Raw genomic sequence first — 23,869 nt, 5'->3', positions numbered from 1 at the left:
CCCTAAAGCTTGGCCGGAATCTTCCTTAGCATTCTTATGTTGTTTAACTATGATGTTTTTGCTTTAAAACCTCCAGCGCCATTTGGGCGGCATGCTGTTCTGCTTCTTTTTTTGATTTACCCGTACCGATGCCTAATTCTTCACCATTTAAAGAAACTCTCGAAACAAATTCTTTACTATGGGCAGGACCTTTTTCAATTAATACTTTATATTCAATCAAACCTGTCCCATCTCTCTGGATTAATTCTTGAAGCTGGCTCTTAAAATCCATCACATGAGAAAAAGCACCCTCATTAATTTTAGGGAAAACCACTTTGTCTAGAAATTCAATTACTACCTCAAGTCCCTTATCCAGGTATAACGCACCAATAAATGCCTCAAATACATCAGCTAAAAGCGCTGGGCGTTCCCTTCCCCCAGTCATTTCTTCTCCTTTTCCCAACAAAATTAATTTGCCAAAGCAAAGTTCGTTTGCCAAGATTACTAGCGAAGGCTCACATACGATAGCTGCACGCAGCTTTGTTAGCTCCCCTTCACTCATCATTGGATATTTCTGGAACAGGAATTTCGACACAGTGAGTTCTAGTACAGCGTCCCCTAAAAATTCAAGCCTCTCATTGTCTTCATAAGGCTTTCTGCGATGCTCATTCACATAGGATGAATGAGTAAAAGCTTGTTTTAAAAGCTTTTCATTTTCAAAATGAATACCGATCTTGTCCTGAAAATCCTTAAATTGATTTTCTTTTGCGCGATTGTTCATTTCTTTTTCCTTACCTTTTCTGCGCATTAAAGTCTCCACCTTGCATATTTTTTACACACATACCTATCAATAGTTTAAGTAATCTCCAGTCAAAACGCAAAGAAACTTGGCAGTATTTTTGCAATTTGCCAAGTTCTATAATACAGAAAGAAGCTCCGTTTGAAAACGGAGCTTTTGAAAGAAATCCAACGAATTAATTCTTGCTATTTATGTAAGTAACAGCATCACCAACTGTGCTGATTTTTTCAGCATCATCGTCAGAAATTTCCATATCAAACTCATCTTCTAATTCCATAACTAGTTCAACTACGTCAAGGGAATCAGCACCAAGATCATCTTTGAATGAAGCTTCGAGCTTAACTTGTGATTCATCTACACCTAAACGGTCAACGATGATTTTTGTAACACGTTCTAATACCTCTGCCATTGTAGTTCACCTCCCCTCAAGCTATTATAGAGTATTTCGATAAAATAATAAATGTATAAAAAAATATTTTTACATTACCATTCCACCGTTAATGTGAAGCGTTTGTCCTGTAATATATGAAGCATCATCGGAAGCCAAGAAAGCTGTCATTTTAGCAATATCTTTAGGCTCACCTAAACGAGCTAGCGGAATTTGCTTTAACATCTCACCTTTTACCTCATCCGATAATTTATCTGTCATATCAGTGGTAATAAAGCCTGGTGCAATCGCATTTACTGTAATGTTACGAGAAGCAAGCTCTTTTGCTGTCGTTTTCGTTAAACCAATGACACCGGCTTTTGCTGACACATAGTTAGCTTGTCCCGGATTACCACTTACACCAACAACTGAAGTGATATTAATGATACGCCCCACACGCTGCTTCATCATTTGGCGGGTAACGCCTTTTGTACAAAGAAAAACGCCTTTAAGATTAATGTTAATCACATCATCCCATTCATCTTCTTTCATTCTCATTAATAAATTGTCTTTTGTGATACCCGCATTATTAACAAGTATATCCAATTTACCAAAACGATCTACTGTTTCTTTAACCATAGCAGATACTTCTTCACTATTGGATACATCACATTTTATCGCAAATGCTTCTTTCCCAATAGCTTTTATTTCATCTACCACTTCATTCGCTTTACCTTCACTGCCAGCATAGTTGACTGCGACATTTGCTCCCTGTCTTGCAAGCTCGAGGGCAATTTCTCTTCCAATCCCTCTGGACGCACCCGTTACTAAGGCAACTTTTCCTTCTAAAGTCATAGATTTTCCTCCTTCAATACCTCGATTACAGATTGACAGCTTTCCTCATCCGATATCGAGTACGTTTTGACACTGCGGTTGATTTTTTTAATTAACCCTGAAAGTACTTTCCCGGGACCAATCTCAATAAATGTATCAACACCTAAATCAATCATTTTCACAACAGAATCTTCCCATAATACAGGTGAGTATAGCTGTTCAATTAAATTTTCCTTAATTTCTGATGCTGAAGTCATTGGATTTGCCGAAACATTTGCAATCACTGGAATATGCGCATCCTTCATATCAAGACCATCTAAAACCTCACGTAATTCTCCAGCAGCAGGTTTCATTAATGAAGAATGGAATGGACCGCTGACTTCCAAAGGAATCGCTCTTTTTGCACCGGCTTCTTTCGCTTTTACCCCTGCAAGCTCAACACCTTTTCGTGATCCTGAGATAACAATTTGACCTGGACAATTCAAATTCGCAAGAGAAACTGGGAAGCCAGAGTCACTTACTTCAGCTGTTACTTCGGAAAGAGGTTCACGAGCAAGTCCTAAAATAGCTGCCATCGAACCTTCACCATTCGGAACTGCTCCTTCCATAAATTCTCCTCTTTTTCTCACTGCAAAGACGCCATCCTCAAAGGTAAATGCCCCAGCTGCTACAAGTGCTGTATATTCACCTAGACTATGTCCAGCAACGTAATCAGGCTTGATTGCAGATTTTTTGAATCTTTCTAGAATGGCCATACTTGTTGTTAATAGTGCTGGCTGTGTATTAACCGTTTTGGTCAATTCTTCTTGAGGTCCCTCAAATATAAGTTTACTTAATTCAACCGAAAGTGTTTCGTCTGCTTTATTAAAATATTGCATTACCTCAGGAAACTGCTCAGCAAGTTGCTGTCCCATACCCACTGTTTGTGAGCCCTGCCCTGGAAATACAAACGCTATTTTTCCCATTTGTGCACCCCTTCCTACACTTCTGAATTAGATGTCTTCTCATTTTCAATCGTTTTTTTAATGAGCCCGACAACATCCTTTTCAACCATTTCTCTTGTTTGACGAATCGCGCTAAAAATTGCTTGTCCGTTTGAGGAGCCATGCGCTTTGATAACGGGGGCCTTAATGCCAAAAAGACCTGCACCGCCATACTCAGAATAGTCTAATGTGTTTTTTAAAATCTTGAATTCAGGTTTTAATACTGCGGCAGCAAGTTTACTTTTTACGCTGCTCATTAGCGTGGTTTTTAACATTTTAAACATAGACAGCGCTGTACCCTCTACGGTTTTCAACACCATATTACCAGTGAAACCATCCGTCACAACCACATCCGCTGCGCCATCAAGTAAATCCCTGGCTTCTACATTTCCAATAAAATTTAGATTTGCCTTTTTCAAAAGTTCAAATGCCGCTTTTGTTAGGTCATTCCCTTTCTTTTCTTCCGTCCCGATATTTAGAAGACCAACCCGAGGGTTAGCTGTTCCTCTAACTTTTTCACAATAGATGGAACCCATTATAGCATATTGAAGCAAATGCTCAGGCTTGGCGTCTACATTTGCCCCGACATCCAATAATAGAAATCCTTCTCCGCCAATGGTTGGTAAAGTAGGTGTTAGTGCTGGCCGTTCTATTCCCTCAATCCTGCCTACAACAAACAATCCTGCAGCCATTAATGCACCTGTATTTCCTGCTGATATACAAGCATCTGCATTCCCATCCGCTACTTGTTGCGCAGCTAATACCATGGAAGCCGTTTTCTTGCGCCGAACAGCTCTCACAGGTTCGTCCGTTCCGAGTATGACCTCCGTTGTATGTAAAATACTTATCCGTTCCGGATTTGTTAAGTATTCTTTAATTTTGGTTTCATCCCCAACTAAGGTTATATGTATATCTGAAAAAGCTTCTACAGCTTTCATTGCACCGATTACGATTTCTTTAGGAGCATGGTCGCCACCCATTGCATCGATTGCTAACTTCATCTATTCTCATCCTTTAATGATTTTTCTGAACGGTACATTTCGAATTCACCTTTAAAAACAAGCTCGTTATTTACAAAACTTGTCACCTCGACAATGGTCCTGCCGATGCCGTCATCTATTTTAATAACTTTAGCTTTGGCAATCACTCGTTCACCTTGTTTAACTGAGCGTTTAAATTGTATGTTTGCTTTTGCTGTTAACGCCAATTCATCATTAATGACCGCTGTAGCAAGAGAATTTGCCTGTGCGAAAACATGATGGCCTCTGGCTATCTGGTTCCGAATAAAGACATGCTCCTCTTTCACATCGAGAATTGAAATGGCACTATGATCTAAATCAATATCAATAATTTCTCCAATTACTTCCTCGATCGGCAGAGATCGAACCTCATCTTCAAATTTTTTCTCTGCAACATATTTTATTCTTTCCCGCAATTCAGGAATCGACAATTCTAAACGATCAAGGCGAATTGTTTGCACACTTACTTGGAATTTATCTGCAAGGTCTTCATCGGTTATAAAAGGATTTTCCTTTATGGTCTCTTTTAACATTTGCTGACGTTCTTTTTTTGTTCTTCTCATAATCAAACACCGTCCGAGCTATTATGACTAGGTACTAATAGTAGTATAAAATTAGAAAAAGCAGATTGCAAGAATAAGTTTATATTCTTGCAATCTGCTTGAAGTTGTTTTTTTTGATTAATCTAGTTTTTCACCTTCTAAAACACCTGTTTCATCGAGCTGACTTCTAAGGAATTCATATTCTTTTGCACTCCAAAAGGCCTTCGACTGGATCATGATGGAAGCGTCGTTTCTAGCTGTTTCGAGTGTACGGTAATCATGAACCATATCTGCCAGCTTAAATTCTGGGACCCCACTTTGTTTTTTCCCAAAGAAGTCACCAGGTCCCCGTAATTCAAGGTCCTTTTCACTTAAAACGAATCCGTCATTTGTATCGGTCATAATTCTCATTCTCTCCTGACCGACTTCAGACTTTGGATCGGCTAACAAAATACAATAGGATTGGTCACTGCCTCTGCCTACTCTTCCTCGGAGTTGATGGAGCTGGGAAAGTCCAAACCTTTCGGCATCATATATAACCATCATTGTGGCGTTAGGAACATTGACTCCTACTTCTACAACTGTTGTTGATACCAGCACTTGTACCTCATTACTACTAAATGCCTTCATAATCGTATCTTTTTCTTCCGAGCCTAATCGTCCGTGCATAAGTCCAACCTTATAACGATTTTGAAAGTGATGAGTTAGAGTGGTATGGACGTCAATGGCATTTTGGACATCCAGCTTGTCTGATTCTTCAATTAACGGGCAAATCACATAAGCCTGATGCCCCTTTACCAGTTCCTTTTCTACAAAAGAAAGGACTCTTCCCAACATATCCGGTTTTGCCCAGTAGGTTTCGATTGCTTTACGACCTGCAGGCATTTCATCGATGAGTGATACATCCATCTCACCAAATACAGTAATCGCAAGCGTTCTTGGTATTGGAGTTGCCGTCATGAACAGAACATCAGGATTTTCTCCTTTTTCCCGTAACACTCTTCTTTGTTCAACACCAAAGCGGTGCTGTTCATCGGTTATCACAAACCCTAATTTCTTAAAAGAAACCTCATCCTGAATAAGAGCATGTGTCCCTATTAAAATATCGACTTTTCCTTCAGCTAAGTTTTGAAGAATTTCTCTTCTCCGTTTTCCCTTAACAGAACTCGTTAATAATTCACAATTAAGTCCAAAAGGTTCTAATAGTCCCTTGAGAGATTCAGCGTGCTGTTCTGCTAAAATTTCTGTCGGAACCATTAATGCCCCTTGGTAACCTGCTGTAAAACTAGCATATAATCCAATTGCAGCCACCACCGTTTTCCCTGAACCCACATCACCTTGCAGGAGGCGATTCATTCTAAGCGGGGATTTTAGGTCTGTTAAAATCTCCGTTACAACCCGATTCTGCGCATTTGTCAACGGAAAAGGCAGAGATTGAATAAATTCCTCAACCTTTGTCACATGATAGTTTTGTTGTATTCCAGGAGCATGCTCCCGTTCAAATTTACGTAATGCCTGCATTTTTAGCTGAAATAGTAAAAATTCTTCATAAACTAAACGACGGCGCGCCTGTTTTACGTCTTCTTGGTTAACTGGAAAATGCATGGTTTTCATAGCATCATTGCGGTTTAGCAAACGGTACTTTTGTATCAGAGAGAATGGCAGACTTTCTTCTATATATTTGCCAAATTGTTGAAAGGCAATCGAAATAAATTTCCGCATTCCTTTCGTCGTAATTTTTCCTTTAAGTGAGTAAACAGGCTCAAAGTCTTGTATTTTTGCATTTTGTCCGACCTGCATTTCACTAGCTGTAATCGTTTGACGATGGGCATCCCACTTACCTGTAACGGTAATCGTTTCATTCATGATTATTTTACTTTTTAAGTACGGCTGGTTAAAGAATACAACTTTAATAAGATATTGCCCGACAAACATCCTAATCATCAACTTCGATTTCTTCCGGCCAAAATATGTAAGAGAAGGTTCACTATGAACCTTCCCTTCTACAGTAATTTTCTCTTCATGCTGAACTTCTGTAAGTTCACGAAGTCGATAATCTTCATAACGGTAAGGAAAATACTCTAATAAATCCTGAACTGTATATATTTTCATTTCCGCTAAACTCTCAGCTGTTTCTTCCCCAATGCCTTTTATTACGGTAACTGATTGTTTAAGATAATGATTCACTTTAGACGCGCGGAATACCGAAGATCTTGGCTTCGAGTTCACGACCTGTCGGAGTTGCCGCCAACCCTCCCTGTGCAGTTTCTTTTAAAGCTGTCGGCATCGTTAGTCCTATTTTATACATGGCATCAATGACTTCATCACATGGGATCCTGCTAGTAATACCCGCTAATGCCATATCTGCTGCCAACATCGCATTTGCGGCTCCCATTGCATTTCTTTTTACACACGGTACTTCTACCAAACCGGCGACAGGATCACATACCAGCCCAAGCATATTCTTTAGTGTAATCGCCATTGCTTCTGCACATTGCTCTGGTGAACCGCCTGCCATTTCAACAATAGCTGCCGCAGCCATTCCTGAAGCTGAACCAACTTCCGCCTGACAGCCGCCGGCTGCACCTGAAATCGAAGCATTATTAGCAACGACAAAGCCAAAAGCTCCCGCCGTGAAAAGAAATGCAACCATTTCCTCTCTAGTAGGATTTAGTTTTTCTTTCACAGCAAATAATGTTCCAGGCACAACTCCTGCAGAACCTGCAGTTGGTGTAGCGCATATTGTTCCCATCGCGGCATTGACTTCGTTCGTCGCTACAGCTTTACTTACGGCATCAAGAACAGTTTTACCTGATAAGAAGTTACCTTTTTCAATATATTTTTGTAGAAGAACAGCATCCCCTCCTGTTAGACCAGAGTGAGATTTTACTCCTTTAATTCCCCGTTCAACCGCTTCCTCCATGACTCTTAAATTTCTATCCATAAAAGAAAGTACTTCTTCCCGGCTGCGTCCGGTGACATCCATTTCTTGCTCAATCATAATTTCTGAGATTTTTTTATTTTTGCTAATTGCAAGCTCTACTAACTCAGCAACGTTTCGAAACATATGCCATCCCCCTCGTTGTTATCTGGTATGTTTAATCCACTATCTTAGTAACTTTTAGAATATTGGGCAGTAGTTCTAGCTCATGAAGGATTTTATTTTCGATGTTTTGGTCAACTTCAATGGTCATCAGTGCAAGCTTTCCAGCTTCTTTTCTTGCAACTTCCATATGCCCAATATTGATTTCGTATTTTGCCAGTATATTTGATACACTAGCAATTGCGCCAAAACGATCATTATGGACCACTAAAATGGCTGGATGGTTTCCAGATAATTTAAGTTCAAAACCATTTAACTCTGTCACTTCAATTTTTCCGCCGCCAATTGAAATTCCAACTAGCTCTAATTCGCCTTTATCATCGCCAATAATCACTCTAGCGGTATTAGGGTGGTCAGTAATCGCGTCTTCTTCTATAAATCGGAGTTTGATACCCCGTTCGTTCGCTATATCTATTGCATTTATGATTCTTACGTCATCGGTATCAAAATCTAATAAACCACCAATAATCGCTACATCTGTCCCATGTCCTTTATACGTTTTAGCAAATGAGCCATATAAAGAAATATTTGCCCATTTTGGCTCCCTGCCAAATAAACTCCTAGCGACTCTGCCAATCCTGGCAGCCCCAGCTGTATGTGAGCTGGATGGTCCAATCATTACAGGTCCGATTATGTCAAACACACTTCTGTATTTCATTCGTTTCTCCCCCTAGGACAAATAAATCTCTTTGGTATCCACCTATATTTATAACACAGAAAAAAGAAGGGTTATTACCCCTTCTATTTTATCACTTATTCAATTGCAAAGATAAATGAATATAATGGTTGTTTTCCATTATGAAGTTCAACTTCAACATCCTCGAAATGCTCGCCGGCAAAGGTTACAAGGTCATTTACCTCATCCTCGGTAACGTCTTCACCATAGATGATGGTTAATATTTCCGAATCCTCATCCACCATCTTAGAAAGCAACTCTTGCGCAACTCTGCCTTTATCTTTGTTTTTTACAACTATTTTGCTTTCGGCAATTCCCATGAAATCATCTTTCTCAATTTCTAATCCATCGATTTGCGTATCGCGAACTGCAAAAGTAATTTGACCTGTCTTAACATGCTGCATTGCTTCCGTCATCGATGCTTCATTTGTTTTAACATCTCCTGCTGGATTAAATGCTAAAAGGGCTGAAAGACCTTGTGGAACTGTTTTAGACGGAATTACATAAATTTCTTCATCTGATACATCAGCAGCTTGCTGAGCAGCCATAATGATATTTTTATTATTCGGAAGAATAAATACCTTTTTCGCATTCACTTCTTTAACGGCCTTAACAATATCTTCTGTACTCGGATTCATTGTTTGTCCGCCTTCAATTACTGCATGTGCCCCGATACTCTTAAATAACTCAGCTATTCCGGAACCCATTGATACGGTTACAATTCCATACTCCTGCTGTTCTTTTGGTACTTTTGGTTTATCAGAAACTAAAGGTGTGTGCATTTCTCCAACAATATTGGAATGCTGCTGCCTCATGTTTTCAATTTTGATATTGATTAAGCTTCCGTACTTTTGTCCATAGCTTAGACAATCACCCGGCTGTTCAGAATGAATATGTACCTTGACAACCTCTTCATCCGCAATAACAAGTAAGGAATCTCCAAGCTTACTTAGATCATTCCGGTAAACCTGTTCGTCAAAAGGATGCTTTGTCAGTTTTGCCTCTTCAAACTTCACCATAAATTCTGTACAATAGCCGAATACTATATCTTCTGTATTCATATGACTTTGGACACTTTTATGATGTTCTGCACTGACCATTTCATCCATCGAAGGATAGTTTTCCGGTGAATCCGGAAGCTGCTCGCCTTTTAATTCAGCAAGGAATCCTTCATAAACAAATACAAGCCCTTGCCCGCCACTGTCAACTACTCCAACTTCCTTTAAAACAGGAAGCAGGTCAGGTGTGCGTTTAAGTGATGCTTTTGCCTCTATTAAAACTTCTTCCATAATCTCGGTAATATCGTTAGATTTTTGGGAAGCAAGAACACCTCTTTTTGCTGAATCCTTTGCCACCGTTAAAATCGTACCCTCCACTGGCTTCATTACTGCTTTATAGGCAGTTTCGACACCCGACTCCAAAGCCGCTGCGAATTCTTTTCCAGTGATTGCTGCTTTTGTTTCAATTGCTTTAGAGAATCCACGGAATAATTGGGAAAGGATTACCCCGGAGTTACCTCTAGCACCCATAAGTAAACCCTTTGATAAAGCTACTCCAACTTTTCCAATATGTTCCTGTACATTATTTTTAACTTCCTTTGCCCCTGAGGTCATTGATAAATTCATATTCGTTCCAGTATCACCATCGGGCACAGGAAAAACGTTTAATGCATCAACCATTTTTGCGTTGGCTCCTAAATGATTCGCACCTTGAATCACCATCTCTGCAAAACGTTTTCCATCTAAAGCTGTAATAGACACAAACTTTCCTCCTCTACTTGCGGTTCGTTACACCACTTAAGGGTTCGTTACACGAACTCCCTGAACGTAAATATTTACCGAGTCAACGGCAAGTCCAACGGTCTTATCAAGTGTGTATTTCACCTTTGATTGCACGTTATGAGCAACCTCGGAAATCTTTGTTCCATAGCTGACAATTATATACATATCAATATGTACTTCTTCATTCTCTTGGCGAACAATAACTCCACGAGTAAAATTTTCTCTTCTTAAAATTTCTGTAAGACCGTCTTTTATTTGACTCTTTGATGCCATACCGACAATTCCATAACAATCGATAGCGGCACCTCCAGCGATGGTTGCGATTACTTCATTTGAAATATCAATCTGTCCGTACTTAGTTTTTAATTCGATGGACATGAATCGTTCCCCCTTTTGGAAATTGCTCCTTGACTAAGGCTCTTTAAAAAAGAGCTTGCATACTTAATTCAAAAGTGCAAATTAACTATTTTCGCGTTAAAATCGGCTTTAAGATTTTAACAACAAATTTAGGACACTACCTTGACTAAAGTCATTTTACTATAGTCAAGAAAAATTTGAAAGCGATACTTTATTCTTATTGACTACATAATCAGTAAACATGCATGTCAAGGTATTTTTCTTGAAACGTTTAACAATCACTATTGCATTCAAACAGGTTGTATGATAAATTATTAAAGTATCTTTAGACAATAACGTAAATGCTGTATAAAGCTTTTTGGTAATAAGGAGGGAATCATTATGCCACGTAAATGTGTTGTAACTGGAAGAAAAACAACATCTGGTAATACACGTTCACACGCTATGAACGCTAACAAGCGTACATGGGGTGCTAACCTACAAAAAGTACGTATTCTTGTTGATGGAAAGCCTAAACGTGTTTGGGTTTCTACAAGAGCGTTAAGATCTGGTAAAGTGGAACGCGTATAATATGTGAGGGCATCCTATAAGGGTGCCCTTTCTTACTATCTTACCCATCTATCCCTCAAAATAAAAAAGCACCCATAAATAGGTGCTTAGACATTCTTCTATTCATTCTTTTTAAATGCACCAATCATCGCTCGGACAAGTCCACCTAAAAACTTTGGCAGTTTAATTGTATAAAACTTCATTATGTCCCTCCTCACAATCTCACACATCTAAACTTCTCTCGTACGCCTTTACTATTTTATTCATACGGACGAAATCAGTACCTCTTAAATCGTATTAATCATTACTTCTTATCACTAATAATATGCCTTCTGAAAATGAAAAAGTACCATTATCACTAATAAGTTCATTGCTAATACATAATGTTGAGCCGATGGTAATATGACGATCTTTTAATGGATACTTAAATCCTTCAAGAGTGAGCCCTTTCACGTTAAGGGTTAGAGGAACAAAAGAAACATACTTTTTATCTGCCCTCTTACTCATTTTATAACTGCCGGGACCTTTTAATGATAGGATATTTTGATTATCGATTAGAAAAATTTTGACATGATTGTTTTCCAATAAAGGCTTGATTAATAATTGGACATTCGCTAAGAAATGGTCCAATCTGCCACCGCTTGCACCAAAGATTCGAATCAAATCAGGATCTTGTTTTATTGCCCAATTCAAAGCGAGCTCCATATCTGTTTCATTTTTTTCAGGCTTGTACCTTTTCATTTTCTTTACATGTCTTTCGATAACCCTATATTCTTCAATGGATACAGAATCAAAGTCCCCAAAAGCGATTTTCGGGGTAATATCCATATTTATTAGGCTGTAAACCCCTCGATCGACACCAATCCAAACCTCATTTTCACCTAAATATTCATTAAGATTAGGCAGAAGTTCATTAGGTCCCCCAGCTAAGATATTAATATTCACTCTAATTACCCCCTTTTTACTGCAAAAAAAGCCAGCAATATAGCCGGCTTTGTACTGTTTAACCTCTTATTAACGATATGGCAGCTGCGTAGTCCTCTTGATTATAAATAGCTGATCCGGCGACTAGTACATTTGCCCCAGCCTCCATACATAGTTTTGCAGTTTCAGGATTTACCCCGCCGTCAATTTCTATCTCAAGCTCTTTCCCTATTGAGTCCGCCATTTCCTTAACCTTCCTAATTTTAGGAAGGACTTCAGGTATGAACTTTTGTCCGCCAAAACCAGGATTTACGGACATTAACAACACCATATCAATATCTGCCAAAATATGCTGAATAGACTCAACTGGAGTAGCTGGATTCAAGACTACTCCTGCTTTTATTCCAAAAGATTTAATATGGTGAATTGTCCGATGAAGGTGTCGGCAAGCTTCGACATGGACTGTAATGTAATCTGCTCCTGCCTTAGCAAAATTTTCAATATATTGGTCAGGGTTTTCAATCATAAGATGAACATCTAGCGGAAGCTTTGTAACCGGACGAATAGCGTCCACAATTAATGGCCCTATTGTAATATTTGGAACAAAATGACCATCCATAACATCGATATGGATATAGTCAGCTCCTGCCTTTTCAACCGCGACTATTTCTTCACCTAATCTGGCGAAATCAGCTGAAAGGATGGAAGGTGCAATTTTCACCATCATTAATACCTCGGCTTTCTATCTTTTATTTCTTGGAGGAAATCAACATAATGTTGATAGCGATATTGAGTAATCGTCTGGGTTTCAACCGCAGCTTTCACTGCACATTTCGGCTCACTAATATGTAAACATGCTCTAAATTTACAATTTTCGCTTTCTCGTGCTATTTCCGGAAAGCAAGACGTAAGCTCTTCTGCCTCAATCGTAGTGAATTCCAATGAACTAAATCCCGGTGTGTCAGCTATTAGACCATTACCCACACTAATTAATTCAACATGTCGTGTAGTATGTTTCCCTCTGCCCAAATGTGAGGAAATATCATTTGTTTTTAGTTCAAGGTCAGGTCTCAGCACATTTAATAGAGATGACTTTCCCACCCCTGATTGACCGGCAAACACTGATATTTTATCTTCGACATGCGGGTTTAACGCTTCAATCCCTGCTTCTGTTTCAGATGAAGTAAGTAATACTTCATACCCCATTTTTCTGTATTGATTAGCGTATTCGGTAATGGCCTGCTTTTCCTTCTCATTGGTTAAATCCATTTTTGTAATACATATAAGTGGTTGAATATGATTATATTCAACTAGTACAAGAAAGCGATCAAGAAGCATGGTACTAAAGTCCGGTTCAACAGCGGAAAAAACAAGAATGGCTTGGTCGACGTTCGCAATCGGCGGACGTACAAGTTCATTCTTCCTTTCCTTTACTTCCATAATATAACCTTCACGAACATTTTCGGCTTGAAAAACCACTTCATCGCCAACAAGTGGTGTAATCTTGTTTTTCCGAAAAACACCTCTTCCGCGGCACTGAATCATTTCACCATCATGCAGTACATAATAAAACCCACTTAATGCTTTTACAATTTTCCCTTCAGGCATAGCCACACTCCTTGAAGTTTATTCTAAGTCTTGATAATTCACCGTTTCTTGCGCAATAACCCTATCATCAAGCTGGACTCTGTAACCGCCTTTACCATTGAATGGAATTTTCAATGTGATTGGGACTCTTGTTGTAGAAGTAATTTCAAAGTCATCCGCAGGCTCGGTCATACTATGGTTCATATCCTCAATATAAATTAGAACTCTCTGTTTTTCCCCTGGTACTATAGGATTGTAATCAATGGTTATATCTATAGTGACATCTTTAGGCGGTTTATCTTCCTTGCCTTTTGAAATAACAACAGAAACCTTGTCACCCATACTCATTTCCGTATTAGGCAGAGGTGATTGCGAAATAATGCTGCCCTTAGGAATCAAATCATCAAACTTTTCTTCTGAAATTTCAAATTTAAGTCCAACAGAATCTAAATATTCCTGCGCACCCTTTGTACTGTATTGTGTTAAGTCTCGTAAGACAATCGGTTCAGGACCCTTACTTACTTCTAATCTTAATGTAGTTTCATCAGGTATTATTTCTTGACCGCCTTCTGGCTCTTGGCTAAGAATTGTACCAGCCTCACTATCATCAAAAACTTCAGTAATATCAATATCCTTAAAGTTTAGATCCTCTAATAAACGGCTTACTTCCTCATAGTTTTTTTCAATATAATCTTCTAGTTTTATTTTTTCCTTACCAGTACTTACAAATATCTTGACTGATGTATTTTCTTTTACCGTACTTTCCGCTTCAGGACTTGTTTTGATGACTTGCCCCTCTTCAATTTCATCATCAGGTATATTTTCTTGCTCGCCAGCCTTAAGACCTGTTGCTTCCAATTTGGCTATTGCATCTTCTAATTCCATCCCGCTGATATCAGGTATACTTACATCTTTAGGAGATAATAAGTCTGGTAAGACTGTAATCGTGAATATTCCCAACAATACTAACAATAAAAAGCTTGAAATTAATATAATAGGCCACTTTTTGCGTTTTTTCTTTTCTTTTCCTTTTGAATCAACATCTTTTCCTTTGTTTTTATCCTGACTATGTACCATTGTTTCACCAAGATTTTGCAAAGGACGATCATTCGTAATCACCGGTATTGCTTTTGTCGCTTCATCATCATCTGGGATGACAAATTTCTGTTCATTTACTCTCTCTGAATCGAGTGCTGTCCTTAAATCTTCTTCCACTTCATCTACATTGTTATATCGATGAAAAGAATCCTTAGCCGTTGCCTTCAATACGATATTTTCAACACTCTGTGGAATGTTCGGGTTCCACCTTCTTACGGATGGGGTTTCCGATTGCAAATGCTTTAAGGCAATAGAAACAGCAGATTCGCCTGAAAAGGGAAGTCTGCCTGTTAATAATTCAAACATGACGATTCCAAGTGAATAAATATCTGACTTTTTATTTGCCATTCCTCCGCGTGCTTGTTCAGGTGATAAATAGTGAACGGACCCCAGAACTGAATTCGTCTGGGTAATACTTGTTGCACTTAGCGCCATAGCTATGCCAAAATCAGTTATTTTTACATTTCCAAAACGGTCAACGAGAATATTTTGAGGTTTAATATCCCTATGAATGATGTGATTTTGGTGCGCATGTGAAATGGCAGAAGTCAGCTGTTTCATGATTTCAATTGTATCTTCAACCTGTAAGGGTGAACTCTGTTGTATGTATTGTTTTAAGGTTTGACCTTCGACATATTCCATTACAATATAATAAAGGTCATTTTCTTCTCCAACATCATAGATACTTACGATATTAGGATGAGCTAAACTTGTAGCAGATTGTGCTTCTCTACGGAACCGGCGTATAAATTCTTCATCATTAGCAAAATCAAGGCGCAGCATTTTGACAGCCACATCACGATCAAGAATCATGTCGTGTGCTAAATACACATTCGCCATCCCGCCTCCGCCAATCATTTCTAATACTTTATAGCGGCCACTTAATCGTTTTCCAATCAACATTATGCATCACCCTCGCTGAAATCAGCAAACTCTACAATTGCAAGTGTAATGTTATCTTCTCCACCATTCTCATTTGCAAGAGAAATAAGGGTACCCGCTTTATGCTCCAAAGGGTCTTCATTAGTCAGAATAGCACTCATATCTTTTTCATTTACTTTATTGGAGAGACCATCAGAACATAATAAAAGGATATCCCCTTCTTCAAAAATAATGGTTTTAACATCCATTTCTACTGCTTTTTCAGTACCAAGTGCACGTAAAAGTACATTTTTACGGGGATGATGCTCTGCGTCCTCCCGCGATATTTGACCTGTTCGAACAAGCTCATTTACTAGTGAATGGTCTTGGGTAACCTGTTTAAAACCGCTCTCATTAAATAAATAACATCTGCTGTCACCTATGTTTGCAATTGTCACAAACCGATTGGTACTAATTGCCGCCACAACAGTAGTACCCATACCATCGCATTCTAAGTTGTTCATTGCATGATTAAAAAGCAGGCTATTTACACTTGTAATTTGGTCTCTTAACCAACTTTCTGCATCACCAGCAGTCGATATACCTTCTGAACCCTCCCATTCGTTTTTCAACTGAGAGATCGTCATTTCGCTGGCAACGTCACCAGCACGGTGACCCCCCATACCATCTGCGACAATGGCTAGGCGGTTACCGTCCTTATTTACAAATATTCCACCAGCATCTTCGTTATGTTGCCTGACCTTGCCTTGGTCAGTCATAAATACTGCCTTCAATCCGTTCACCTCGTCTCCTCTTTCCGCTCCTTTGCACGAAGTTGTCCACATGCTGCGTCAATGTCGTGACCTTGCTCCCTCCGAATCGTTACATTTATTCCACGATTTTTGAGTGTTTTTTCGAATGCAAAAATTTTATCCTTCGGGGTACGTACATAGTCCCGCTCGGGAACATAATTAACAGGAATTAAATTAACATGGCATTTTAACCCCTTCAACAGGTCAGCTAATTCCTCCGCATGTTCAACAGAATCATTCACACCGCCAAAAAGGCCATATTCAAAGCTAATTCTACGCCCCGTCTTATCGATATAATACCTTACGGATTTCATTAAGTCATCAAGTTTATATGCCCTGTTGATTGGCATTAACCGAGATCGTAATTCAGTGTTAGGCGCATGTAGTGAAATCGCAAAATTAATCTGCATATTCTCATCAGCAAATTGATAAATCTTCGGAACAATACCGCTAGTGGATACGGTTATATGGCGAGCACCAATCATCAATGCTTTATCATGATTGATGATTTTTAGAAACGCCATCATATTATCATAATTGTCAAAAGGTTCTCCAATTCCCATTATGACAACCGAGCTGACACGCTCATCTGTTTCGTCAAGAGCCTGCTGTACGGTTACGACCTGAGCAACAATCTCCCCTGCTTCTAAATGACGCTTAAGCCCGCCAAGTGTTGAAGCACAGAAGGTACAGCCAATCCTACAGCCAACCTGGGTTGTTACACAGACTGAATTACCATAATCATGGCGCATTAAAACAGTCTCAATTGAGTATCCATCATGAAGTTCAAACAGAAATTTAATGGTCCCGTCAGAAGAAGATTGCTTAATAACGGTTTTTAGAGTCGTGATTTGAAAATTCTCAGAAAGCTTATCACGTAAACTTTTTGATAAATTATTCATATCTTCAAAAGAAGAAATCCTTTTTTTGTACAGCCAGTCATAGATTTGTTCTGCCCGGAAAGGCTTTTCACCATTATTAGTCAGCCATTCCTTGAGTTCATGAAGCTCCAGGGAATATATTGACGTTTTTTTCATGTCCAATGTTGTATTGTTCTCAGTTGTATTTAATTGTTCCAACTGTTACACCTTCTTTCTTAAGCATGCGATAAAGAACCCGTCAGAGCCAAAATCCTGAGGAAGGATTTGTAAAAAACCTTCTTTTACTAATGGTTGGATGGCCTCCGGCATTCTTTCTTTTAAGGTAACATCCACCTCAAATTCAGGATGCTCCTGTAAAAATGTAGAGACAGTATTTTCATTTTCTTCCTTATCTACTGTACACGTACTGTAGACAAGAATTCCACCTTTTTTGACTAAAGGTGAAACAGATTTTAATAAATTTTGCTGAATTGAACTTAATTGATTAAGATCCTGTTCTTTTTTGGTATATTTCATGTCCGGTTTCCTTCTCATAACCCCTAATCCTGAACATGGGGCATCAAGAAGTATTCGATCAAAGTATTCCTTTTCAAAATGTTCTCCTGCATTTCGTGAATCCATTGCGATTGTCCTTATATTGCCCAAACCTAAACGTTTAGCATTTTCATTAATTAATTTTACTTTATGTTCATGCAAATCGAGCGAGATTACTCCCCCCGTTAATTTCATGGTTTCTGCAATATGAGTACTTTTACCGCCAGGAGCAGCGCAAGCATCCAATATCAGTTCGTTTTCATTAGGAGCTAATGCATAGGCTGCGAGCATTGAACTTTCGTCTTGAATGGTTATCATGCCCTTTTTAAATGCCCTTGAAAAGGCTAAATTTCCTTTTAATGCCCGAATAGCTTCAGGAATAATAGGGCTTTTTTCGATTAGAAAGCCTTCTTCATCAAGATCCTCAATACATTCACGTATGGTGGTTTTAGTAAGATTCACTCTTGCTGTTTGCAGCGGTGCCGTTAGGTTAACTTCACACATTTCTTTTGTTCTTTCCATTCCAAACTGACTGACCCATCTCTTAACGAGCCATTCTGGGTGGCTCGTTTCGATTGATAATCTTTCAATGGGGTCACTAACCACATCCAAAGATGGAAGGCCTTCACGCTGAATACTGCGCAGCACGCCATTTACCATTCCAGCAATCCCCTTGTGGCCTCGCTTTTTGGCAATTTCCACTGCTTCGAATATTGCTGCTCTATCTGGGATTTTATCAAGGTATATCATTTGATAAAGGGTAACTCTTAACAGCTGAAGCACCCATTTTTCCAACTTTTTGCTATTTTTAATAAAGGGCTTTAAGAAGAAGTCTAGTGCCATCCTTCTTTGTAAGGTTCCATACGTTAATTCAGTCAGCAGCCCTGTATCAAGAGAGGAAATATTATTCTTCTCAATGGTAGTATTTAGCAGTAAGTTACTATATGATTGGTTCTTTTCAATCGCATCAAGTAAATCCATTGCGGCTTCCCGCACATTTTTCTTTTTATTCGTCATTTGATTCTCCTAGTCTCTTGCCAACTACGATTTTCGAACCTGCACCTCTGTAAAACTCTTCACTTGTCATTTTTGTTTTACCAGCGGGCTGCAGCTCTTTTATCCTAATAGACGTTTCATTACCGGTTGATACTGTAATACCATCAGGATCATTTTGGATGATTGTCCCAGGCACCTCACTCTTTCCCCCTGTTACCTTTTCAGAGCGCCATATCTTCAATGTCTGACCATCTAAAGTTGTAAAAGCAACCGGCCACGGATTTAATCCGCGAATATGATTATAGATTTCTTCACCTGTTTTGGACCAGTCGATTTTTTCTTGATCCCTTTTTATGTTAGAAGCGAAGGTCGCTTTTTCATTATTTTGAGGTATAGGTGTTAATTTTCCTCCTAATAGCTTAGGAAGTGTTTCAGACAATAATTCAGCCCCTGCAGCACTAAGTTTAGTATGAAGTGAACCAACATTATCTTCCTCAGTAATTTCTACTTCAACCTGCGTTAGAATATCACCTGCATCCAGTTTTTCAACCATATACATAATGGTTATCCCTGTTTTCTTCTTACCTTGGATCAGTGCGTAATGTATAGGTGCCCCGCCCCGAAGTTCTGGAAGAAGAGAGGCATGGACATTAATACAGCCATGTGTTGGTGCTGATAATATTTCCTTTGGCAATATTTGTCCAAAAGCTGCTGTAATGATTAGGTCAGGATTCAAAGAAAGAATCTGTTCCATTTCTTCTTTTTGACGAATTTTTTCTGGTTGATAGATCGGGATTCCACGCTTTATCGCTTCAACTTTGACAGGCGGTGGCGTTAGTACCTTTTTCCTTCCAACAGGTCTGTCGGGCTGGGTAACCACCCCAATAACTTCATACCCATCTTCAATAATTCTACGCAGGACGGGTACTGAAAAATCCGGGGTACCCATAAACACGATTCTCGTCATTCAATTTCTACTCCTTTTAACTCATCTTCCTCGAGATATCGGCTAACCTTCGTTGTAAATAATATCCCGTCCAAATGATCAATTTCATGAAGTATCGCTCTAGCGAGAAATTCTTCTGCTTCAAGCGTATACTTTTTTCCTTTGCGATTATAGGCCTCAAATTTCACGTAATTTGGTCTTGTAACCTCTCCAAACAAATCTGGGAAGCTTAAACATCCTTCTGGACCATGCTGCTCTCCAGATGTTTTTAGGATTTGCGGATTAATCATCTCAATTGTTCCTAATTCATTATCAATATCAACAATGGCAATTCTCTCATCAATTCCAATTTGCGGAGCAGCAAGTCCAACGCCATCGTATTCAATCATCGTGTCGTACATATCGTCAAGTAATTTAGCTAGCTTTCTGTCAAACTTCACAACAGGGCTGCATTTTTTTTCGAGTACCTCTGCAGGGTACATAACAATCTTTCGTATAGCCAAAGGTGTTCCTCCATCTGTTTCGAAGTTGTCTGATTTTTTTATCAGTTACTATTTATTACTATTCATTTTCACCCAAAATACTTGATCATAACCTTTTATATCAACGATTTTTACGTATCTTACATTAAAATAAATGGGTTTACATCAATGGAAACTAGTAATCCGCTTTTCGGGTCGTTTTGATATTGGTCCAGTATGGTTTTTAATGTCTTAGTAAGCTCTGGTTCACGCTTGTATTTAATAAGACAATGGTAGCGGTATCGATTATTAATCCTTGGTATAGGTGAGGCAGCAGGTCCAAGAACAACTGCACGATTAGAAATTCTCGACCGTACAAAAGCAGCAATCTTTTCCGTGGCTGAAACCACACTGATTAACTGTTCATGACTAATAGTAATTAAAGCTAAATAATAAAATGGCGGGTAATGATGTGCCTTTCGCATCATCATCTCTCGATTATAAAAGAGATCATAGTCCTGTGTCCCAGCAAGTTCTACACTATAATGTTCAGGAGTATAGGTCTGGATAATTACTTCCCCCGGTAATTCATGCCGTCCCGCCCTGCCGCTAACTTGTGTTAATAGCTGAAACGTCTTTTCAGATGAGCGAAAATCAGGTAAATGAAGCATAGTATCCGCTGAGAGAACTCCAACAAGTGTGATATTCGGAAAATCTAATCCTTTTGCAATCATTTGTGTCCCTAAAAGAATATCGGCTTTCCCTTCATGAAATTCCTTTAATAGCCGTTCATGCGATCCCTTTTTCCCTGTTGTATCTACATCCATACGAATTACTTTTGCCTCAGGAAGAATTTTTCCAAGCTCATCCTCGACCTTTTGTGTTCCTGTCCCGAAGTAACGGATATAATCACTTGAACACTCTGGGCATTGATTAGGCACATGGCTCTCATATCCGCAATAATGGCATTTCATTTGTTCCTTAACCTTATGATAGGTTAAGGAAATATCACAATTTGGGCAATTCATTACGAACCCGCAATCCCTGCACATAACAAAGGAAGAGTGACCGCGTTTATTTAAAAATAATACAGACTGCTCTTTCCTATCTATTCTTTCCTTCAACAGTTCAAAAAGCTTTCTAGAAAACATGGATCGATTTCCTGCTCTTAGTTCTTCTCGCATATCAATAATTTCAACTGCAGGAAGTGCCCGCTGATTCATGCGGTTAGGAAGAGTTAGCAGCTTATATACCCCTTTTTGAGCTCTTGCAAATGATTCTAAAGAAGGTGTAGCACTCCCGAGGACAACCGGACATCTATATTTACCTGCACGTTCAATCGCCACATCTCTCGCATGATAGCGCGGCATTTCTTCCTGTTTATAGCTTGTTTCATGCTCTTCATCAATAATAATAATCCCCAGATTTTCAAAGGGAGCAAAAATCGCTGACCTTGCACCGACAACTACTTTAACTTCTTTGCGTTGTATCTTCCGCCACTCATCATATTTCTCACCTGCTGAAAGTCCACTGTGCAAAACAGCAACTAAATTGCCAAAACGCCCCTTAAAGCGATTTACCATTTGCGGAGTAAGGGCAATTTCTGGTACAAGAACGATAGCTTCTCTGCCTTTTTCAATGACATCCTGAATGGATTGCAAGTAAATTTCAGTTTTCCCGCTGCCTGTTACCCCATAGAGGAGGAACACTTCATGAACCATATCTTCAATGGAACCTAATATTGGCCCCATTGCTTCCTGCTGATCATTGGTTAAAGGCAAAGGCTCCGTCCGGGTAAAGGTCCGGTTTTCATAGGGATCACGATAAACTTCCATGTCCTGTTCCGTGAGAAGTCCCTTTTCCACAAGCGCTTTTACGGTTGCGCCTGAGATTTTTAATTCTGCTGACAACTGTCTCATCTCAATTGGACCGGGGTTCTGAATAAAGTACCTCAATGCTTCTTTTTGCTTTTCAGCTCGTGGTGGTAAGCTATTATATTCAGTTTCTAAGTCCGCTGGAGATAGAAGCGGGCTGACATATTTTAATTTCTTTTTATTCAGTTTCCCTTTTACTAGATAGATTACTTCCAGCAGGCCTTTTGCTGCTTCTCTTTGCAGGATAGGGACCAGCCCATTTTTCAATGCGTCCTCCCAATTTATCGCTTCCTCTTTTTTTAAAATCTCGTGAAGCTGTACAGGTATTTCATTAATCGATACTCCCGGAGATAGCTTCACTTTCTTTTCATATTTAGCCTTCAAGGCTGCTGGAAGCATAGCTTGGTAGGCAAAGATTTTAAAACACAGTGTAGTTTCCGTCAGCCAATTCCCAAGTTCAAGCAATTCCTTATTTAAGACTGGCTCTAAATCCATCGGCTCACAAATTTCACGGAGCTTTTTAAATTCTGATTCAGCTTTTATCTCCGTAACAAATCCTTGAATTTTTCTTGGACCAAAAGGGACAATTACCCGCATTCCAGGCTGAATGGTTTCTAACCATTCTTCTGGAACTAAATAATCAAACTCCCTGTCCGTTTGTTTTGCAGGTACATCAACAATTACACTAGCAACTTTCATCTGGTTCCAAATCCTTTGGCAACGCTGTAATAGCTTCAATTATCCTGTAGGCAACATCCAGCTTTGACATTAAAGGCAACTCCATTTTAGCTCCATTTCGCATGAATAACGTTACAACGTTTGTATCAAAACCAAATCCAGCGCCTTCTGACCTTACATTATTGGCTACAATCATATCTGCATTTTTAGCCTTTAATTTTTTAAGTGCGTATTCTTCAACATTTTCAGTTTCAGCTGCAAATCCTACCAGAATTTTGTTTCTCTTCATGGTACCGAGCTCAGATAAAATATCCTTCGTTCGTGCAAGTTCGATAACCTTATCACCAGGCTGCTTTTTCATTTTATGGTCAAAGGAAACTTTAGGAGTATAATCAGCCACCGCAGCTGTTTTAATAATAATATCAGCATAGTCATAGTTTTTCATGACTGCCTGATACATATCATCCGCACTCTCAACCTTAACTAAATTCACCCCTTGCGGCGGCGATAAATGAACCGGACCAGAGATTAATAGCACCCTTGCTCCTTCAGTTATCGCTGCTTCTGCAAGAGCATATCCCATTTTCCCTGTAGAATGATTCGTAATAAAACGAACAGGGTCAATTTTTTCTCTTGTTGGACCAGCAGTGATTAAGACAGTTTTCCCTTTTAGTTTTAAAAAGCTTTTATTTGAAAAATGCTGTTGGATTAACTCTACAATTTTCTCTGGTTCCTCTAGGCGACCCTTGCCTACATATCCGCAAGCTAGATAGCCCTCACTCGGTTCAATAAATTGATAATTGTATGAAGACAAGATTGAAATGTTCTTTTTCACTGCGGGATGGTCATACATATGGACATTCATCGCTGGTGCGATCCAAACTGGTGCAGTTGCAGCCAATAAGGTTGTCGTAATCATGTTGTCAGCAATTCCATTTGCAAGCTTTCCGATCGTATTGGCCGTCGCAGGTGCTACTAGTATTAAATCTGCCCAATCAGCTAAATCGATGTGGGCGATCACATTTGGATTTTTTTCATCAAAGGTGTCGGTATACACTTCATTGCGAGATAAAGCCTGAAATGTTAAAGGGGAAACAAATTTTGCTGCAGAGTCACTGAGTATTACTTTTACCTTTGCTCCTGCTTGGACAAGTTTGCTTGTTAATGCAGCAGCTTTATATACAGCTATTCCACCGGTTACACATACTAGTATCTTTTTATCCATCTT

At 39.2% G+C, this 23,869-nt stretch carries 24 protein-coding genes; 1 reads left to right on the top strand and 23 read right to left on the bottom strand.

Annotated elements, in window-relative coordinates; translation table 11 throughout:
• Positions 1-43: 43 nt before the first annotated feature.
• The 11 genes from rnc to ACY3XC_RS08875 all read right to left on the bottom strand — a co-directional run bounded on the left by rnc (position 44) and on the right by ACY3XC_RS08875 (position 10,461).
• Positions 44-787 carry a ribonuclease III gene (gene rnc / locus ACY3XC_RS08925; RefSeq protein ID WP_133369426.1) on the bottom strand — a complete coding sequence of 248 codons (744 nt, stop codon included), beginning with the start codon at positions 785-787 and terminating at the stop codon, positions 44-46.
• A gap of 166 nt (positions 788-953) precedes the next feature.
• The gene (locus ACY3XC_RS08920; protein WP_095247684.1) at positions 954-1,187 is read right to left on the bottom strand and encodes an acyl carrier protein; all 234 of its coding nucleotides are present in this window, start codon (positions 1,185-1,187) and stop codon (positions 954-956) included.
• Between the two features lie 69 nt (positions 1,188-1,256).
• A complete protein-coding gene (gene fabG / locus ACY3XC_RS08915) occupies positions 1,257-2,000 on the bottom strand; it encodes a 3-oxoacyl-[acyl-carrier-protein] reductase (protein ID WP_179160874.1) in 744 nt (247 codons plus the stop codon).
• A complete protein-coding gene (gene fabD / locus ACY3XC_RS08910) occupies positions 1,997-2,944 on the bottom strand; it encodes an ACP S-malonyltransferase (RefSeq protein ID WP_464868227.1) in 948 nt (315 codons plus the stop codon). The genes fabG and fabD overlap by 4 nt, the downstream gene beginning before the upstream one ends.
• A gap of 14 nt (positions 2,945-2,958) precedes the next feature.
• Entirely contained in the window at positions 2,959-3,963 is a 1,005-nt protein-coding gene (gene plsX, locus ACY3XC_RS08905; protein ID WP_464868226.1) for a phosphate acyltransferase PlsX, read from the bottom strand.
• Positions 3,960-4,544, bottom strand: coding sequence for a transcription factor FapR (fapR, locus tag ACY3XC_RS08900; protein WP_179160877.1), 585 nt, complete (start codon positions 4,542-4,544; stop codon positions 3,960-3,962). The genes plsX and fapR overlap by 4 nt, the downstream gene beginning before the upstream one ends.
• Positions 4,545-4,661: 117 nt before the next feature.
• Positions 4,662-6,710: an ATP-dependent DNA helicase RecG gene (gene recG / locus ACY3XC_RS08895; protein WP_464868225.1), complete on the bottom strand. Its 2,049-nt coding sequence runs from the start codon at positions 6,708-6,710 to the stop codon at positions 4,662-4,664.
• 1 nt (position 6,711) lies between these two features.
• Positions 6,712-7,590: an L-serine ammonia-lyase, iron-sulfur-dependent, subunit alpha gene (gene sdaAA, locus ACY3XC_RS08890; RefSeq protein ID WP_464868224.1), complete on the bottom strand. Its 879-nt coding sequence runs from the start codon at positions 7,588-7,590 to the stop codon at positions 6,712-6,714.
• A 31-nt stretch (positions 7,591-7,621) separates the two neighbouring features.
• A complete protein-coding gene (sdaAB, locus tag ACY3XC_RS08885) occupies positions 7,622-8,284 on the bottom strand; it encodes an L-serine ammonia-lyase, iron-sulfur-dependent subunit beta (RefSeq protein WP_464868223.1) in 663 nt (220 codons plus the stop codon).
• A gap of 95 nt (positions 8,285-8,379) precedes the next feature.
• Positions 8,380-10,062 carry a DAK2 domain-containing protein gene (locus tag ACY3XC_RS08880; RefSeq protein WP_464868222.1) on the bottom strand — a complete coding sequence of 561 codons (1,683 nt, stop codon included), beginning with the start codon at positions 10,060-10,062 and terminating at the stop codon, positions 8,380-8,382.
• 36 nt (positions 10,063-10,098) lie between these two features.
• Entirely contained in the window at positions 10,099-10,461 is a 363-nt protein-coding gene (locus ACY3XC_RS08875; protein ID WP_179160882.1) for an Asp23/Gls24 family envelope stress response protein, read from the bottom strand.
• Positions 10,462-10,821: 360 nt separating this feature from the next.
• On the opposite strand from ACY3XC_RS08875, the gene rpmB reads away from it, so the two are divergent.
• Positions 10,822-11,010, top strand: coding sequence for a 50S ribosomal protein L28 (rpmB, locus tag ACY3XC_RS08870; protein ID WP_095247692.1), 189 nt, complete (start codon positions 10,822-10,824; stop codon positions 11,008-11,010).
• 98 nt (positions 11,011-11,108) lie between these two features.
• Here the strand turns inward: rpmB and spoVM are convergent, their stop codons facing one another.
• The 12 genes from spoVM to coaBC form a co-directional block, all read right to left on the bottom strand.
• Positions 11,109-11,192 carry a stage V sporulation protein SpoVM gene (gene spoVM, locus ACY3XC_RS08865; RefSeq protein ID WP_035445740.1) on the bottom strand — a complete coding sequence of 28 codons (84 nt, stop codon included), beginning with the start codon at positions 11,190-11,192 and terminating at the stop codon, positions 11,109-11,111.
• Positions 11,193-11,286: 94 nt separating this feature from the next.
• Complete coding sequence (locus ACY3XC_RS08860; protein WP_464868221.1) at positions 11,287-11,934, bottom strand: thiamine diphosphokinase; 648 nt, start codon at positions 11,932-11,934, stop codon at positions 11,287-11,289.
• Between the two features lie 58 nt (positions 11,935-11,992).
• On the bottom strand, positions 11,993-12,637 hold the full coding sequence (gene rpe, locus ACY3XC_RS08855; protein ID WP_464868429.1) for a ribulose-phosphate 3-epimerase: 645 nt from the start codon (positions 12,635-12,637) through the stop codon (positions 11,993-11,995).
• Between the two features lie 2 nt (positions 12,638-12,639).
• Complete coding sequence (gene rsgA / locus ACY3XC_RS08850; RefSeq protein WP_464868220.1) at positions 12,640-13,521, bottom strand: ribosome small subunit-dependent GTPase A; 882 nt, start codon at positions 13,519-13,521, stop codon at positions 12,640-12,642.
• Between the two features lie 18 nt (positions 13,522-13,539).
• On the bottom strand, positions 13,540-15,501 hold the full coding sequence (gene pknB / locus ACY3XC_RS08845) for a Stk1 family PASTA domain-containing Ser/Thr kinase (protein ID WP_464868219.1): 1,962 nt from the start codon (positions 15,499-15,501) through the stop codon (positions 13,540-13,542).
• Positions 15,501-16,253: a Stp1/IreP family PP2C-type Ser/Thr phosphatase gene (locus ACY3XC_RS08840; protein WP_464868428.1), complete on the bottom strand. Its 753-nt coding sequence runs from the start codon at positions 16,251-16,253 to the stop codon at positions 15,501-15,503. The genes pknB and ACY3XC_RS08840 overlap by 1 nt, the downstream gene beginning before the upstream one ends.
• Before the next feature lie 5 nt (positions 16,254-16,258).
• Positions 16,259-17,350, bottom strand: coding sequence for a dual-specificity RNA methyltransferase RlmN (gene rlmN, locus ACY3XC_RS08835; protein ID WP_464868218.1), 1,092 nt, complete (start codon positions 17,348-17,350; stop codon positions 16,259-16,261).
• 3 nt (positions 17,351-17,353) lie between these two features.
• On the bottom strand, positions 17,354-18,703 hold the full coding sequence (gene rsmB, locus ACY3XC_RS08830) for a 16S rRNA (cytosine(967)-C(5))-methyltransferase RsmB (RefSeq protein ID WP_464868217.1): 1,350 nt from the start codon (positions 18,701-18,703) through the stop codon (positions 17,354-17,356).
• The gene (fmt, locus tag ACY3XC_RS08825; protein ID WP_464868216.1) at positions 18,693-19,649 is read right to left on the bottom strand and encodes a methionyl-tRNA formyltransferase; all 957 of its coding nucleotides are present in this window, start codon (positions 19,647-19,649) and stop codon (positions 18,693-18,695) included. Before fmt ends, rsmB begins: the two co-directional genes overlap by 11 nt.
• Positions 19,646-20,131, bottom strand: coding sequence for a peptide deformylase (gene def, locus ACY3XC_RS08820; RefSeq protein WP_179160889.1), 486 nt, complete (start codon positions 20,129-20,131; stop codon positions 19,646-19,648). The genes fmt and def overlap by 4 nt, the downstream gene beginning before the upstream one ends.
• A gap of 119 nt (positions 20,132-20,250) precedes the next feature.
• Positions 20,251-22,662 carry a primosomal protein N' gene (gene priA / locus ACY3XC_RS08815; protein WP_464868215.1) on the bottom strand — a complete coding sequence of 804 codons (2,412 nt, stop codon included), beginning with the start codon at positions 22,660-22,662 and terminating at the stop codon, positions 20,251-20,253.
• Positions 22,649-23,866 (bottom strand): bifunctional phosphopantothenoylcysteine decarboxylase/phosphopantothenate--cysteine ligase CoaBC, encoded by a 1,218-nt coding sequence (gene coaBC / locus ACY3XC_RS08810; protein ID WP_464868214.1) that lies wholly within the window; start codon positions 23,864-23,866, stop codon positions 22,649-22,651. The genes priA and coaBC overlap by 14 nt, the downstream gene beginning before the upstream one ends.
• Positions 23,867-23,869 lie beyond the last annotated feature (3 nt).

The organism is Bacillus sp. CZDM1 (assembly GCF_055502545.1).
Note: the sequence above shows the minus strand (reverse complement) of the source record. Positions and strands in the feature narration are given on the sequence as shown.

Excerpts from the sequence above, each read along its gene's own strand:
- rnc (WP_133369426.1), bottom strand. The coding sequence starts at position 787 with ATGCGCAGAAAAGGTAAGGAAAAAGAAATGAACAATCGCGCAAAAGAA.
- ACY3XC_RS08920 (WP_095247684.1), bottom strand. The coding sequence starts at position 1,187 with ATGGCAGAGGTATTAGAACGTGTTACAAAAATCATCGTTGACCGTTTA.
- fabG (WP_179160874.1), bottom strand. The coding sequence starts at position 2,000 with ATGACTTTAGAAGGAAAAGTTGCCTTAGTAACGGGTGCGTCCAGAGGG.
- fabD (WP_464868227.1), bottom strand. The coding sequence starts at position 2,944 with ATGGGAAAAATAGCGTTTGTATTTCCAGGGCAGGGCTCACAAACAGTG.
- plsX (WP_464868226.1), bottom strand. The coding sequence starts at position 3,963 with ATGAAGTTAGCAATCGATGCAATGGGTGGCGACCATGCTCCTAAAGAA.
- fapR (WP_179160877.1), bottom strand. The coding sequence starts at position 4,544 with ATGAGAAGAACAAAAAAAGAACGTCAGCAAATGTTAAAAGAGACCATA.
- sdaAA (WP_464868224.1), bottom strand. The coding sequence starts at position 7,590 with ATGTTTCGAAACGTTGCTGAGTTAGTAGAGCTTGCAATTAGCAAAAAT.
- sdaAB (WP_464868223.1), bottom strand. The coding sequence starts at position 8,284 with ATGAAATACAGAAGTGTGTTTGACATAATCGGACCTGTAATGATTGGA.
- ACY3XC_RS08875 (WP_179160882.1), bottom strand. The coding sequence starts at position 10,461 with ATGTCCATCGAATTAAAAACTAAGTACGGACAGATTGATATTTCAAAT.
- rpmB (WP_095247692.1), top strand. The coding sequence starts at position 10,822 with ATGCCACGTAAATGTGTTGTAACTGGAAGAAAAACAACATCTGGTAAT.
- spoVM (WP_035445740.1), bottom strand. The coding sequence starts at position 11,192 with ATGAAGTTTTATACAATTAAACTGCCAAAGTTTTTAGGTGGACTTGTC.
- rpe (WP_464868429.1), bottom strand. The coding sequence starts at position 12,637 with ATGGTGAAAATTGCACCTTCCATCCTTTCAGCTGATTTCGCCAGATTA.
- rsgA (WP_464868220.1), bottom strand. The coding sequence starts at position 13,521 with ATGCCTGAAGGGAAAATTGTAAAAGCATTAAGTGGGTTTTATTATGTA.
- pknB (WP_464868219.1), bottom strand. The coding sequence starts at position 15,501 with ATGTTGATTGGAAAACGATTAAGTGGCCGCTATAAAGTATTAGAAATG.
- rsmB (WP_464868217.1), bottom strand. The coding sequence starts at position 18,703 with ATGACGAATAAAAAGAAAAATGTGCGGGAAGCCGCAATGGATTTACTT.
- fmt (WP_464868216.1), bottom strand. The coding sequence starts at position 19,649 with ATGACGAGAATCGTGTTTATGGGTACCCCGGATTTTTCAGTACCCGTC.
- priA (WP_464868215.1), bottom strand. The coding sequence starts at position 22,662 with ATGAAAGTTGCTAGTGTAATTGTTGATGTACCTGCAAAACAAACGGAC.
- coaBC (WP_464868214.1), bottom strand. The coding sequence starts at position 23,866 with ATGGATAAAAAGATACTAGTATGTGTAACCGGTGGAATAGCTGTATAT.